At 63.1% G+C, this 14177-nt stretch carries 8 protein-coding genes; 2 read left to right on the forward strand and 6 right to left on the reverse strand.

What is annotated here, in order from left to right; genetic code table 11:
* Positions 1 to 56: 56 nt before the first annotated feature.
* From fusA to rpsL, 3 genes are read right to left on the reverse strand one after another with little or no spacing between them, the layout of a single operon-like run.
* The gene (gene fusA / locus FJ419_RS23630) at positions 57 to 2147 is read right to left on the reverse strand and encodes an elongation factor G (RefSeq protein WP_140698712.1); all 2091 of its coding nucleotides are present in this window, start codon (positions 2145 to 2147) and stop codon (positions 57 to 59) included.
* 29 nt (positions 2148 to 2176) lie between these two features.
* Complete coding sequence (rpsG, locus tag FJ419_RS23635) at positions 2177 to 2647, reverse strand: 30S ribosomal protein S7 (RefSeq protein WP_027170372.1); 471 nt, start codon at positions 2645 to 2647, stop codon at positions 2177 to 2179.
* Positions 2648 to 2656: 9 nt separating this feature from the next.
* Complete coding sequence (gene rpsL, locus FJ419_RS23640; RefSeq protein ID WP_006202128.1) at positions 2657 to 3028, reverse strand: 30S ribosomal protein S12; 372 nt, start codon at positions 3026 to 3028, stop codon at positions 2657 to 2659.
* 463 nt (positions 3029 to 3491) lie between these two features.
* On the opposite strand from rpsL, the gene FJ419_RS23645 reads away from it, so the two are divergent.
* Together FJ419_RS23645 and FJ419_RS23650 are read left to right on the forward strand one after the other, a co-directional pair.
* Positions 3492 to 3773 (forward strand): transcriptional regulator, encoded by a 282-nt coding sequence (locus tag FJ419_RS23645; protein ID WP_095765518.1) that lies wholly within the window; start codon positions 3492 to 3494, stop codon positions 3771 to 3773.
* Positions 3774 to 3857: 84 nt separating this feature from the next.
* Positions 3858 to 4787 carry a Gfo/Idh/MocA family oxidoreductase gene (locus FJ419_RS23650; RefSeq protein WP_140698715.1) on the forward strand — a complete coding sequence of 310 codons (930 nt, stop codon included), beginning with the start codon at positions 3858 to 3860 and terminating at the stop codon, positions 4785 to 4787.
* A gap of 7 nt (positions 4788 to 4794) precedes the next feature.
* Here FJ419_RS23650 and FJ419_RS23655 read toward each other — a convergent pair whose 3' ends face one another.
* From FJ419_RS23655 to rpoB, 3 genes are all read right to left on the reverse strand, one after another.
* Positions 4795 to 5460 (reverse strand): O-methyltransferase, encoded by a 666-nt coding sequence (locus FJ419_RS23655; protein ID WP_140698718.1) that lies wholly within the window; start codon positions 5458 to 5460, stop codon positions 4795 to 4797.
* Between the two features lie 80 nt (positions 5461 to 5540).
* The gene (gene rpoC, locus FJ419_RS23660; protein ID WP_140545998.1) at positions 5541 to 9737 is read right to left on the reverse strand and encodes a DNA-directed RNA polymerase subunit beta'; all 4197 of its coding nucleotides are present in this window, start codon (positions 9735 to 9737) and stop codon (positions 5541 to 5543) included.
* A gap of 186 nt (positions 9738 to 9923) precedes the next feature.
* Positions 9924 to 14060: a DNA-directed RNA polymerase subunit beta gene (rpoB, locus tag FJ419_RS23665; protein ID WP_140545997.1), complete on the reverse strand. Its 4137-nt coding sequence runs from the start codon at positions 14058 to 14060 to the stop codon at positions 9924 to 9926.
* Between the last annotated feature and the right edge of the window lie 117 nt (positions 14061 to 14177).

Raw genomic sequence — 14177 nt, forward strand, 5'->3', positions numbered from 1 at the left:
CCAATCCTGCTTGCCCGTGCGGGCCTTGAATTAAGGTCTCGTGCAACCCGCTCGAGTTACGCGTATTTCTTCTGAACTTCCTGGGCGACCGCGGTCGGAACCGGCTCGTAATGGTCGAACTGCATCGTGTACTGGGCGCGACCCTGCGACATCGAACGCAGATTGTCGACGTATTTGAACATGTTGGCCAAAGGCACCATCGCATTGATGACGACGGCGACGCCGCGCGCTTCCTGACCCTGGATCTGGCCACGACGGCCGTTGAGGTCGCCGATGACGCCGCCGACATAATCCTCCGGCGTCACGACCTCGACCTTCATGATCGGCTCCAGAAGCTGCACGCCGAGACGCGGAGCGGCTTCCTTGAAGCAGGCGCGAGAGGCGATTTCGAACGCCAGCACCGAGGAGTCGACGTCGTGGAAGGCGCCGTCGATGAGAGTCGCCTTGACACCGATCATCGGGAAGCCGGCGAACGGGCCGGAACCCATGACGCTGTTGATGCCCTTCTCGACGCCCGGAATGTATTCCTTCGGAACCGCACCGCCGACGATCTTGGACTCGAACACGAACTCTTCGCTCTCGGTGTTCGGCTCGAAGATGATCTTGACGCGGGCGAACTGGCCGGTACCGCCGGTCTGCTTCTTGTGCGTGTAGTCCTGCTCGTGCGTGCGGGTGATCGTCTCGCGATAGGCCACCTGCGGGGCGCCGACATTGGCTTCGACCTTGAACTCGCGGCGCATGCGATCGACGATGATGTCGAGATGCAGCTCGCCCATGCCGGCGATGATGGTCTGGCCGCTTTCCTCGTCGGTCTTGACGCGGAAGGACGGATCCTCAGCCGCCAGGCGATGCAGCGCGAGGCCCATCTTTTCCTGGTCGTTCTTGGTCTTCGGCTCGATGGCGATCTGGATGACCGGATCGGGGAATTCCATGCGCTCCAGGATGACCGGGTGCAGCGGATCGCAGAGCGTGTCGCCGGTGGTCGTGTCCTTGAGGCCAGCCAGGGCGACGATGTCGCCGGCATAGGCTTCCTCGATGTCGGCGCGCGAGTTCGCATGCATCTGCAGCATGCGGCCGATGCGCTCCTTCTTGCCCTTCACGGTGTTGTCGAGCGAGGTGCCCTTGGTGAGCTTGCCCGAATAGATGCGGGCAAAGGTCAGCGAGCCAACGAACGGATCGTTCATGATCTTGAACGCCAGCATCGACAGCGGCTCGTTGTCGTCGGCATGACGCTCGATCTCGGCGTCGGTCTTGGCGTCGACACCCTTGATGGCCGGCACGTCGATCGGCGACGGCAGGTATTCGACCACGGCGTCGAGCAGCGGCTGCACGCCCTTGTTCTTGAAGGCCGAGCCACAGAACATCGGGTAGAACTTGACCGCGATGGTGCCCTTGCGGATCAGCGCGCGGATCTCGTCGTTCGACGGCATCTTGCCTTCGAGGTAATTCTCGAGCGCGGTCTCATCCATCTCGACGGCGGCTTCGATCATCTTCTCGCGGTACTGCTCGGCCTTTTCCTTCAGGTCGGCCGGGATCTCGACAACGTCCCAGGCAGCGCCCAGGGTCTCGTCGCGCCAGACGAGCGCGTTCATCTCGACGAGGTCGACGACGCCCTTGAACTCGGTCTCGGCGCCGATCGGCAGCTGCATGACGACGGCCTGCGCGCCGAGGCGCGAACCGATCATTTCCTCGGAGCGGTAGAAGTCGGCGCCGATCTTGTCCATCTTGTTGCAGAAGATCATGCGCGGCACGTGGTACTTGTCGGCCTGGCGCCACACGGTCTCGGTCTGCGGCTCCACGCCGGCGTTGGCGTCGAGCAGCGCGATGGCGCCGTCGAGCACGCGCAGCGAACGCTCGACTTCGATGGTGAAGTCGACGTGTCCGGGGGTGTCGATGATGTTGAAGCGGCGCATCTTGCCGTCGCGACCCTTCCAGAAGGTCGTGGTCGCGGCCGAGGTGATGGTGATGCCGCGTTCCTGCTCCTGCTCCATCCAATCCATGGTGGCAGCGCCGTCATGGACTTCGCCGATCTTGTGCGACTTGCCCGTATAATACAGGACGCGCTCGGTCGTCGTCGTCTTGCCGGCGTCGATATGCGCCATGATACCGAAATTGCGGTAGTCTTCGATCTTGTATTCGCGGGCCATGGGAGGTGCCTCTCAGTCTCGTTCGCGCTTTACCAGCGGTAGTGCGCGAAAGCGCGGTTGGCTTCTGCCATCTTGTGGGTGTCTTCACGCTTCTTGACGGCCGTGCCGCGGTTGTTGGCCGCGTCCATCAGCTCGCCCGAGAGGCGGTCGACCATGGTGGTCTCGTTGCGGTTGCGCGCGGCGGCGATCAGCCAGCGGATGGCCAGCGCCTGACGACGCTCGGGGCGCACATCGACCGGAACCTGATAGGTGGCGCCGCCGACACGACGCGAACGCACTTCCACATGCGGGGCGACATTGTCGAGCGCCTGATGGAAGACGGTGACCGGCTCCTGCTTGGTCTTGGCCTGGACCTGGTCCAGCGCGCCGTAGACGATGGTCTCGGCAACCGACTTCTTGCCGTCATACATGACGGCGTTCATGAACTTGGTGACGATCAGATCGCCGAACTTGGGGTCCGGATTGATCTCACGCTTTTCTGCACTGTGACGACGGGACATGGGAAACCCTTACTTCGGACGCTTGGCGCCGTATTTCGAACGACGCTGCTTGCGGTTCTTCACACCCTGCGTGTCGAGCACGCCGCGGATGATGTGGTAGCGGACGCCCGGCAGATCCTTGACGCGGCCGCCGCGGATCATGACCACCGAGTGTTCCTGCAGGTTGTGACCTTCGCCGGGGATGTAGCCGATCACTTCAAAACCGTTGGTCAGGCGAATCTTGGCCACCTTGCGCAGCGCCGAGTTCGGCTTCTTCGGCGTCGTGGTGTAGACGCGCGTGCAGACGCCCCGCTTCTGCGGGTTCTGCTGCATGGCCGGGACCTTGTTGCGCTTCACCGGCGCCAGGCGCGGCTTGCGGATCAGCTGGTTGACGGTAGGCATTAAACCCTCTTGTCTCTCAATTCCGTGTCTGCCCTGTCAGGGGGCCGCTCAAAGCGTCATTTCCATACGCAAATTCGGGCAACACACCGCGTCTCGCGGTCCTGCCCGAACAAATTGCAGAGGAAGCGGAAGCCGCTTCATGCGCGCCGGAAATGTCTTTTCGCTCGTAAAACGAACCCTGTTTGAGGCAAACTCCAAAGCGTGTCGCTTCGGACAGGAGAGCCTCACATCGGTTCTGACGTCGCGGCTTCTACTCGCAACCCCAGGGTCCGTCAACCCCGGCGCCGCAAATATTGCGCCCAACCCGAGGCTGGGCAGCCATGCGGAAAACGCATGTAATTTTCTTGCGTCTTTTTTCAAGAGCGAGGAAGAAAGTGACCGGCTTTGCGCTGTCCTGTGGCCCGGCTTCGTGCCAAAAGGCGGCTTGCATCGCACAATCTCGGGGAAAACGAGGAATCAGCCCGTGAACGACAATGAAGAACGGCCGGTCACGATCATCACCGGACGGGTCTGGAAGAAGAAGGGCGGCAAGCCGGAAGGCGTTCATGTGATGCTTGTGGCGCCCGACGATGATTCTGCCGTGCGCCGCGCGCTCGAATCGCTTGCCGCCGAAGGTTACGCCGAGGCCGAGCTCGACCAGATCGGCGACATGGAGGGCGAGCCCGACGACGAGCCGCATCTGTCGGCCTATCAAGGCGCATTGGAGGGCGAGGTTTCGATCGTCACCTTTGAAGAGCCGATCTGAAAAGCGCGGCCAGCGTCATATCTGCCGGACTCGCCGGACAAACCTGCCCTGCCAAGACACACCCTTTCATTCCTTGGAGTTCCCATGACCAGCAGTCCCATCAAGCTCGGCATCGTCGGCGTGGGAAAGATCGTCCGCGACCAGCACCTGCCGGCGGTCGCCAAGGACGGCAACTATCAACTGACAGCCGCAGCCAGCCGCCACGGCAAGGTGGACGGTATTGCGAATTATCCCGACATCGAAGCGATGCTGGCGGCCGAACCCGGCCTCGAGGCGGTCTCGCTCTGCATGCCGCCTCAGTTCCGTTACGACGCCGCGCGCACGGCTCTGGAAGCGAGAAAGCACGTGTTCCTCGAAAAGCCGCCGGGCGCCACGGTCAGCGAGGTCGAGCACCTCAAGACGCTTGCCGAAAAGAACGGCGTCTCGCTCTTTGCCAGTTGGCATTCGCGCTATGCGCCGGCGGTGGAGGCCGCGCGCGCATTCCTCGCCTCGGCCAGACTAACTTCGGCCGCCATCAACTGGAAGGAAGATGTGCGCCGCTGGCATCCGAACCAGGAATGGATCTGGGAGCCGGGCGGCTTCGGCGTGTTCGATCCCGGCATCAACGCGCTGTCGATCGCCACACACATCTTGCCTGCGATGTTCATCACCTCGGCCGTGCTCGATTTCCCCGAGAATCGCGCAGCACCGGTCGCGGCGCATGTCGCCTTCCGCACGTCGACCGGCTTGCCGGTGACGATGGAGCTCGATTGGCTGCAAACCGGCCCGCAAAGCTGGGACATCGTCGCCGAGACCGACAAGGGCAGAATGGTGCTGTCCGGCGGCGGCGCCAAGCTCGCCGTCGACGGGCGCATGATCCATGACGAGCCGGAGGCCGAATATCCGATGCTCTACAAACGCTTCGCCGAGATTGTTCGCGCAGGAACGTCCGATGTCGACCTCGCGCCGCTGCAGCACGTCGCCGATGCGTTCATGCTGGGCAAGCGCAACGTGGTCGAGGCGTTCTTCGATTAGGGCATCCTCATTCTACGATCGCGATGGTAAATCCGTCATAGCCCTTGGCGCCGACGGTTTGGATGGCGGTGCCGTCCAGCCGCTTCTCGCCGCCGATGAACGAAAAAGCGGCGCGTGCGCCCTCGACATTGGCGTCACGGCCATCCTCATCCAGCACCGCGCCGTCGCGGATGACGTTGTCGCAGACGATGACCGTGCCTGAGCGCGAGAGTTTCATCGCCCAGTCGAGGTAATTCGGGTTGTTCGGCTTGTCGGCGTCGATGAAGATCAGGTCGAACGGACCGGCATTTTCGCCTGCCAGCGCGGCAAGCGACTGCAGCGCCGGACCGATGCGCAGGTCGATCTTGTCGGAAACCCCTGCCCGCTCGAAGTTCGAACGCGCGACCTTGGCGTGGTGCGGATCGAGCTCCAGCGTCACGACCTTGCCGTCCGCGGGCAATCCCCTTGCCATCCAGATGGTCGAATAGCCGCCGAGCGTGCCGACCTCCAGCACCTTCTTCGCGCCGCGGATGCGCACCAGCAGCGACAGCAATTTGCCCTGCGCCGCTGAGACGTCGATCGCCGGCAGGCCGTGGTCGCGGTTGGCCGCCAGCGTGGCATCCAGCACGGGATCCGCTTCGAATAGAGAGGAAACGATGTAGTCGTCGACAGCCGTCCAGGTCTTGCTGCTCATAGCTCTTCCTCGTTGCTTCAAGCCAAAATGCGAAAAGGGGCCGCGCGGGCCCCTTTTCTTGTTTTCTCATTTCATCGCGCTTACTGCGCGGCGTTGACCATGTCGGTCAGCATCGGCTCGGCGACCTCGACACCGGAGGCCTTGCGGCGCTCGTCGATGATGAGCTCGTCGCGCGAGGTGGCGATGCGCCTTATCTGGCTCATCGTGCCGCCCGTGCCGGCCGGGATCAGACGGCCGACGATGACATTTTCCTTCAGGCCCTGCAGCATGTCGGTCTTGCCGGCAACCGCAGCCTCGGTGAGCACCCTGGTCGTCTCCTGGAAGGAGGCGGCCGAGATGAAGGACGGCGTCTGCAGCGAGGCCTTGGTGATGCCAAGCAGCACCGGCTGACCTTCGGCCGGCTTCTTGCCGTCCTCGATCAGGCGTTCGTTGACCTCTTCCAGCTCGATCACATCGACGTGGTCGCCCGGGATGTAGGTCGAGTCGCCCTGCGTGGTGATCTCGACCTTCTGCAGCATCTGGCGAACGATCACCTCGATGTGCTTGTCGTTGATCGACACGCCCTGCAGACGATAGACCTCCTGGATCTCGTTGACGAGGTAGGAGGCAAGCGCCTCCACGCCCTTGATCGCCAGGATGTCGTGCGGCGCCGGATTGCCGTCGAGGATGTAGTCGCCCTTCTCGATGACGTCGCCGTCCTGGAGATGGAACGGCTTGCCCTTCGGGATCAGGTACTCCACCGGCTCGAGCGTCGAGTCATGCGGCTCGATGATGATGCGGCGCTTGTTCTTGTAGTCGCGGCCGAAGCGGATCGTGCCATCGATCTCGGCGATGATGGCGTGATCCTTCGGACGGCGAGCCTCGAACAGTTCCGCAACACGCGGCAGACCGCCGGTGATGTCCTTGGTCTTGGCGCTTTCCATCGGGATACGCGCAAGCACGTCGCCCGGACGGACATGCGCGCCCGGCTCGACCGAGAGGATGGCCTCGACCGAGAGCAGGAAGCGTGCATCGCCGCCCTTCGACAGCTTGCCGACCTTGCCCTTGGCGTCCTGGATGGCGATCGCGGGCTTCAGGTCGTTGCCGCGCGGCGTCGAACGCCAGTCGATGACCTCGCGCTTGGTGATGCCGGTCGACTCGTCGGCCGTTTCCTGCACGGAGATGCCGTCGACCAGATCCTCGAACGCCACCCTGCCCTCGATTTCGGTGAGGACCGGGCGGGTATAGGGATCCCACTCGGCGATACGCTGGCCGCGCTTCACCTTGTCGCCATCGTCCACGAAAATACGCGAACCATAAGCGACGCGGTGCGTGGCGCGCTCCTTGCCGGTCTCATCGAGGATGAGCACCGCCATGTTGCGGCCCATGACCATCTGCTGGCCTTCCGAGTTGCGGACCACGTTGCGGTTGCGGATCTGCACCTTGCCCTCATAGGAGGCTTCAAGGAACGAGGAATCCACCACCTGCGCCGTGCCGCCCATGTGGAAGGTACGCATGGTGAGCTGGGTGCCCGGCTCGCCGATCGACTGCGCCGCGATGACGCCGACGGCCTCGCCCTGGTTGACGGGGGTACCGCGGGCCAGGTCGCGACCATAGCAGACCGCGCACACACCGGTCCTGACCTCGCAGGTCAGCGCCGAACGGATGCGGACCGACTGCACGCCGGCCTTCTCGATCTGCTCCACATCGCGCTCGTCCATCAACGTTCCGGCCTTGACCAGCAGGTCGCCGGTGACCGGATGATTGATGTCATCGAGCGAAGTGCGGCCCAGCACGCGCTGGCCGACCGAGGCAACGATCTGACCGGCATCGACGATCGGCTGCATGGTGAGGCCCTTGTCGGTGCCGCAATCCACGGAGTTGACGATGCAGTCCTGCGCCACGTCGACGAGGCGGCGGGTGAGGTAACCCGAGTTCGCCGTCTTCAAGGCAGTGTCGGCCAGACCCTTGCGGGCGCCGTGGGTCGAGTTGAAATACTCGAGCACGGTGAGGCCTTCCTTGAAGTTCGAGATGATCGGCGTCTCGATGATTTCACCCGAGGGCTTGGCCATCAGGCCGCGCATGCCGGCGAGCTGACGCATCTGGGTGGGCGAACCGCGCGCACCCGAATGCGACATCATGTAGATCGAGTTCATCGGCTTCTGACGGCCGTTGTCCTCGAACTCCACCGCCTTGATGCGCGCCATCATCTCGTCGGCGACCTTTTCCGAGCACTTGGCCCAGGCGTCGACGACCTTGTTGTACTTCTCGCCCTGCGTGATCAGGCCGTCATTGTACTGCTGCTCGTATTCCTTGGCCAAAGCCTCGGTGTCGGAAACGAGCTTCAGCTTGGTGTCCGGGATCAGCATGTCGTCCTTGCCGAACGAAATGCCGGCACGGCAGGCGTGCGCAAAGCCGAGCGCCATGATGCGGTCGCAGAAGATGACCGTCTCCTTCTGACCGCAGTGGCGGTAGACGGTGTCGATCATCTTGGAGATGTTCTTCTTGGTCATCTCCTGGTTGGCGGTCTCATACGGCACGTTGACGTTCTTCGGCAGAAGCTCGCCGATGATCATGCGGCCAGGCGTGGTGTCGTAGATCTTCGACACGACGTTGCCTTCCGCGTCGACGCTGCGGAAGCGGCCCTTGATCTTGGCGTGCAGCGTCACGGCCTTGGTCTCCAGCGCATGCTGGAGCTCGCCCATGTCGGCAAACATCATGCCTTCGCCCGGCTCGTTCTGGTTGACGATCGAGAGATAGTAGAGACCGAGAACCATGTCCTGCGACGGCACGATGATCGGCGCGCCGGAGGCCGGGTGCAGGATGTTGTTGGTCGACATCATCAGCACGCGGGCTTCAAGCTGCGCTTCCAGGGACAGCGGCACGTGGACCGCCATCTGGTCGCCGTCGAAGTCGGCGTTGAAGGCGGTGCAGACCAGCGGGTGCAGCTGGATCGCCTTGCCTTCGATCAAGATCGGCTCGAACGCCTGGATGCCGAGGCGGTGCAGCGTCGGCGCGCGGTTCAAGAGCACCGGATGCTCGCGGATGACCTCGTCGAGGATGTCCCAAACCTCCGGACGCTCCTTCTCGACCAGCTTCTTCGCCTGCTTGACGGTCGAGGAGAAACCCTTGGCGTCGAGGCGGGCGTAGATGAAGGGCTTGAAGAGCTCGAGCGCCATCTTCTTCGGCAGGCCGCACTGATGCAGCTTGAGCTCGGGACCGGTCACGATGACCGAGCGGCCGGAATAGTCGACGCGCTTGCCGAGCAGGTTCTGGCGGAACCGGCCCTGCTTGCCCTTCAGCATGTCGGACAGCGACTTCAGCGGACGCTTGTTGGCGCCGGTGATGACGCGGCCGCGACGGCCGTTGTCGAACAGCGCATCGACGGCTTCCTGCAGCATGCGCTTTTCGTTGCGCACAATGATGCCGGGCGCGCGCAGCTCGATCAGCCGCTTCAGGCGGTTGTTGCGGTTGATGACGCGGCGGTAGAGGTCGTTGAGGTCAGACGTGGCGAAGCGGCCGCCGTCCAGCGGGACAAGCGGGCGCAGGTCCGGCGGGATCACCGGAACCACCTTCATGATCATCCATTCCGGACGATTGCCGGATTCCATGAAGTTCTCGACGACCTTGAGCCGCTTCAGGTATTTTTTCTGCTTGAGCTCGGACGTGGTCGAGGCCAGCTCCGAACGCAGGTCGCCGGCGATCTTCTCCAGGTCCATGCCGGCCAGGAGGTCATGAATGGCCTCGGCGCCGATCATGGCGGTGAACGAGTCCTCGCCGTACTCGTCGACGGCAATCATGTACTCTTCCTCGCTGAGGAGCTGGTTCTCCTTCAGCGCGGTGAGGCCCGGCTCGGTGACGATGTAGTTCTCGAAGTAGAGCACGCGCTCGATATCCTTGAGCGTCATGTCGAGCAGCGTGCCGATGCGCGAAGGCAGCGACTTCAGGAACCAGATATGGGCGACGGGCGCGGCGAGCTCGATATGGCCCATGCGCTCGCGGCGAACGCGCGACAGCGTGACTTCGACGCCGCACTTTTCGCAGATGACGCCCTTGTACTTCATGCGCTTGTACTTGCCGCACAGGCACTCATAGTCCTTGATCGGACCAAAAATGCGCGCGCAGAACAGGCCGTCACGCTCCGGCTTGAAGGTGCGGTAGTTGATGGTCTCCGGCTTCTTGATCTCGCCGAACGACCAGGACAGAATCTTCTCTGGGCTGGCAAGCGAGATCCGGATGGAATCGAACACCTGCGCAGGCGCCTGCGGGTTGAAGAGATTCATGACCTCTTGGTTCATGCCGTTCTCCTTTTCGGGGTCCTCGATAACCCCTTGCATCGATCGCGGACGAAATGTCCGCAGACTGGCCGGTCGAACCGGCCGAAGACTTCTTGGTTGAGCATGGTCTCGGCCGAAAACCGGTGACCGCTTCTCGGGATCATGCTCAGGGCGCGCCGCGCTTGGAACGCGGCGCGCGCCAGTGCCTTACTCGGCCGCGTCGGGCAGACGCGTCGGGGTCTCTTCGACCTGGGTGTTCTCCAGCTCCACATTGAGGCCGAGCGAGCGCATTTCCTTGACGAGAACGTTGAAGCTCTCGGGGATACCCGCCTCGAACGTGTCGTCGCCGCGCACGATCGCCTCGTAGACCTTGGTGCGGCCGGCGACGTCGTCCGACTTCACCGTCAGCATTTCCTGCAGCGTGTAGGCCGCGCCGTAGGCTTCGAGCGCCCAGACCTCCATCTCGCCGAAGCGCTGGCCGCCGAACTGCGCCTTGCCGCCCAGCGGCTGCTGGGTGACGAGCGAGTACGGACCGATCGAACGCGCGTGGATCTTGTCGTCCACCAGGTGATGCAGCTTGAGCATATAGATATAGCCCATCGTCACCTTGCGATCGAACGGCTCGCCGGTGCGGCCGTCATAGAGCTGCGACTGACCGCTGGTGTGCAGGCCAGCCTGCTCCAGCATGGTGTTGATGTCGGCCTCATGCGCACCGTCGAACACCGGTGTCGCGATCGAAACGCCGCGGCGCATCTGCTCGCTCAGGCGAACGATGCTCTCGTCGTCATACTCGCGGATCGGCTCGTTGCGGTCATTGGCCGGCATGAAGCTTTCCAGCGTCTTGCGCAGCGGCTTGATGTCGCCGCCACCCTTGTACGCGTCGATCAGCTCGCCGATCTTCCTGCCCATGCCGGCGCAGGCCCAGCCCAGATGCGTTTCCAGGATCTGGCCGACATTCATGCGGCTCGGCACACCCAGCGGGTTGAGCACGATATCGGCATGCGTGCCGTCCTCGAGGAAAGGCATGTCCTCGACCGGAACGATGCGCGACACGACACCCTTGTTGCCGTGACGGCCGGCCATCTTGTCGCCCGGCTGCATCTTGCGCTTCACGGCCACGAAGACCTTGACCATCTTCATGACGCCCGGAGGCATTTCGTCGCCGCGCTGCACCTTCTCGACCTTGTCCATGAAGCGCTGCTCGAGCGCCTTCTTGGACTCGTCGTACTGGCCGCGCAGAGCCTCGAGCTCGCCCTGGAGCTTCTCGTTCTCCACGGCGAACTGCCACCACTGCGAACGCGGATACTCGTCGAGCGTGTCCTTCGACAGCTTCGAGCCCTTCTTGAAGCCCTTCGGTCCGGCGATCGCCTCCTTGCCGACCAGCACGTCGGAAAGACGCGCATAGACGTTGCGATCCAGGATCGCCTGTTCGTCGTCGCGGTCCTTGGCCAGACGCTCGATCTCCTCGCGCTCGATCGCCATCGCGCGCTCGTCCTTCTCCACGCCGTGGCGGTTGAAGACGCGCACTTCGACGACCGTGCCGAAGGTGCCCGGAGGCATGCGCATGGAGGTGTCGCGAACGTCCGAGGCCTTTTCGCCGAAGATGGCGCGCAGGAGCTTTTCTTCCGGCGTCATCGGGCTCTCGCCCTTCGGCGTGATCTTGCCGACCAGGATGTCGCCCGGCTGCACTTCAGCACCGATATAGACGATGCCGGCCTCGTCGAGGTTCTTCAGCGCCTCTTCCGAAACGTTCGGAATGTCACGCGTGATTTCCTCCGGCCCGAGCTTGGTGTCGCGCGCCATGACCTCGAACTCCTCGATGTGGATCGAGGTGAAGACGTCGTCAGCCACGATGCGCTCGGAGAGCAGGATCGAGTCCTCGTAGTTGTAGCCGTTCCACGGCATGAACGCGACCAGCACGTTGCGGCCGAGCGCCAGATCGCCGAGCTCGGTCGACGGACCGTCGGCAATGATGTCGCCCTTGTTGACGCGGTCGCCCATGCGCACCAGCGGACGCTGGTTGATGCAGGTGTTCTGGTTCGAACGCTGGAACTTCATCAGCCGGTAGATATCGACGCCGGACTTGCCGGGATCGAGATCTTCCGTGGCGCGGATGACGATACGGGTGGCGTCCACCTGGTCGACCACGCCGCCGCGGCGGGCGCCGATGGCAGCGCCCGAGTCGCGGGCGACGACCGGCTCCATGCCGGTGCCGACGAACGGCGCTTCGGCGCGCACCAACGGCACGGCCTGACGCTGCATGTTCGAGCCCATCAGCGCGCGGTTGGCGTCGTCGTTCTCGAGGAACGGGATGAGCGCCGCCGCGACGGACACCATCTGCTTCGGCGAGACGTCCATCAGGTCGACGTTCTCGCGCGGCGCCATCATCACTTCGCCGGCATTACGGCAAATGACGAACTCGTCGACGAAGCTGCCGTTCTTGTCGAGCTCGGCGTTGGCCTGCGCGACATGGTGCTTGGCCTCTTCCATCGCCGACAGATAAACGACGTCATTGGTCAGCTTGCCATTGACGATCTTGCGGTACGGGCTCTCGATGAAGCCGTATTTGTTGACGCGCGCGAAAGTGGCCAAAGAGTTGATCAGACCGATATTCGGGCCTTCCGGCGTCTCGATCGGACAGATGCGGCCGTAATGCGTCGGATGCACGTCGCGCACCTCGAAGCCGGCGCGCTCGCGGGTCAGACCGCCCGGTCCAAGCGCCGACAGGCGACGCTTGTGGGTGATCTCCGACAGCGGGTTGGTCTGGTCCATGAACTGCGACAGCTGCGAGGAACCGAAGAACTCGCGCACGGCGGCGGCCGCCGGCTTGGCGTTGATCAGGTCCTGCGGCATGACCGTGTCGATCTCGATCGAGGACATGCGTTCCTTGATCGCGCGCTCCATGCGCAGCAGGCCGACGCGGTACTGGTTCTCCATCAACTCGCCGACCGAACGCACGCGGCGGTTGCCGAGATTGTCGATGTCGTCGATCTCGCCCTTGCCGTCACGCAGCTCGACCAGCGTCTTGACCACGGCCAGGATATCGTCCTTGCGCAGCACGCGCACGGTGTCCTCGGCCTTGAGCTCGAGGCGCATGTTCATCTTGACGCGGCCGACGGCCGACAGGTCGTAGCGCTCGCTGTCGAAGAACAGCGAGTTGAACATGGCTTCGGCGGTCTCGAGCGTCGGCGGCTCGCCCGGGCGCATGACACGGTAGATGTCGAACAGCGCGTCCTGGCGGCTCTCGTTCTTGTCGACGTTGAGCGTGTTGCGGATGTAGGCGCCGACATTGACGTGGTCGATGTCCAGGATCTGGATCTCGTCATCGCCGGTGCCGAGCAGCACTTTCAGCGTCTTGTCGTCGATCTCGTCGCCGGCTTCGAGGAAGATCTCGCCGGTGCCGTAGTTGACGATGTCCTCGGCAAGGTAGTTGCCGAGCAGATCCTCGTCAGTCGCCTTGATGGCCTTAAGACCCTTCTCGCCGAGCTGGCGAGCCTGGCGGGCGGTGATCTTCTTGCCTTGCTCGACCACGATCTCGCCGGTGTCGGCGTCGACCAGGTCGCCGACAGCCTTGAGGCCGCGGAAACGCTCGACGTTGAACGGAATGCGCCAGTGGTCGCCGGCGCGCTTATAGGTGATCTTGTTGTAGAAGGTCGACAGGATCTCCTCGCCGTCCATGCCGAGCGCCATCAGCAGCGACGTCACCGGAATCTTGCGGCGGCGGTCGATGCGGGCGTGCACGACGTCCTTGGAGTCGAACTCGATGTCGAGCCACGAACCGCGATAGGGAATGACGCGCGCGGCAAACAGAAGCTTGCCCGACGAGTGCGACTTGCCCTTGTCATGGTCGAAGAAGACGCCCGGCGAACGGTGCATCTGCGAGACGATGACGCGCTCGGTGCCGTTGACGATGAAGGTGCCGTTCGACGTCATGAGCGGCATGTCGCCCATGTAGACGTCCTGCTCCTTGATGTCCTTGATCGACTTGGCGCCGGTATCCTCGTCGATATCGAACACGATGAGGCGCAGCGTCACCTTCAGCGGCGCCGCATAGGTCAGGTCGCGCTGACGGCACTCGTCAACGTCGAATTTCGGTGCCTCGAACTCGTATTTCACGAACTCCAGCATCGAGGAGCCGGAAAAGTCGGAGATCGGGAAGACCGACTTGAAAACGGCCTGCAGTCCTTCGTCCGGACGGCCGCCCTTGGGCTCGTCCACCATCAGGAACTGGTCATAGGATGCCTTCTGGACCTCGATGAGGTTCGGCATCTCCGCAACTTCCGGGATCTTTCCGAAGAACTTGCGTACGCGTCTGCGGCCATTGAAAGTCTGGGTCTGGGCCATCGTCGCTCCTTAGCTATAAACTCGGGACGAACCTCGCCGCGGCTCGCCTTGCACCAACGGGCTGCCTCGGCGGCTGCCCCTATCTGTTTTTCCGGCCGCCCCTGCCAATTTCTTGGG

Source organism: Mesorhizobium sp. B2-6-2, from assembly GCF_006440615.1.
Classification (GTDB): Bacteria; Pseudomonadota; Alphaproteobacteria; order Rhizobiales; family Rhizobiaceae; genus Mesorhizobium.

Coding starts and splice junctions, on each gene's coding strand:
- rpoB (WP_140545997.1), bottom strand. CDS start 14,060: ATGGCCCAGACCCAGACTTTCAATGGCCGCAGACGCGTACGCAAGTTC.
- FJ419_RS23650 (WP_140698715.1), top strand. CDS start 3,858: ATGACCAGCAGTCCCATCAAGCTCGGCATCGTCGGCGTGGGAAAGATC.
- fusA (WP_140698712.1), bottom strand. CDS start 2,147: ATGGCCCGCGAATACAAGATCGAAGACTACCGCAATTTCGGTATCATG.
- rpoC (WP_140545998.1), bottom strand. CDS start 9,737: ATGAACCAAGAGGTCATGAATCTCTTCAACCCGCAGGCGCCTGCGCAG.
- FJ419_RS23655 (WP_140698718.1), bottom strand. CDS start 5,460: ATGAGCAGCAAGACCTGGACGGCTGTCGACGACTACATCGTTTCCTCT.
- rpsL (WP_006202128.1), bottom strand. CDS start 3,028: ATGCCTACCGTCAACCAGCTGATCCGCAAGCCGCGCCTGGCGCCGGTG.
- rpsG (WP_027170372.1), bottom strand. CDS start 2,647: ATGTCCCGTCGTCACAGTGCAGAAAAGCGTGAGATCAATCCGGACCCC.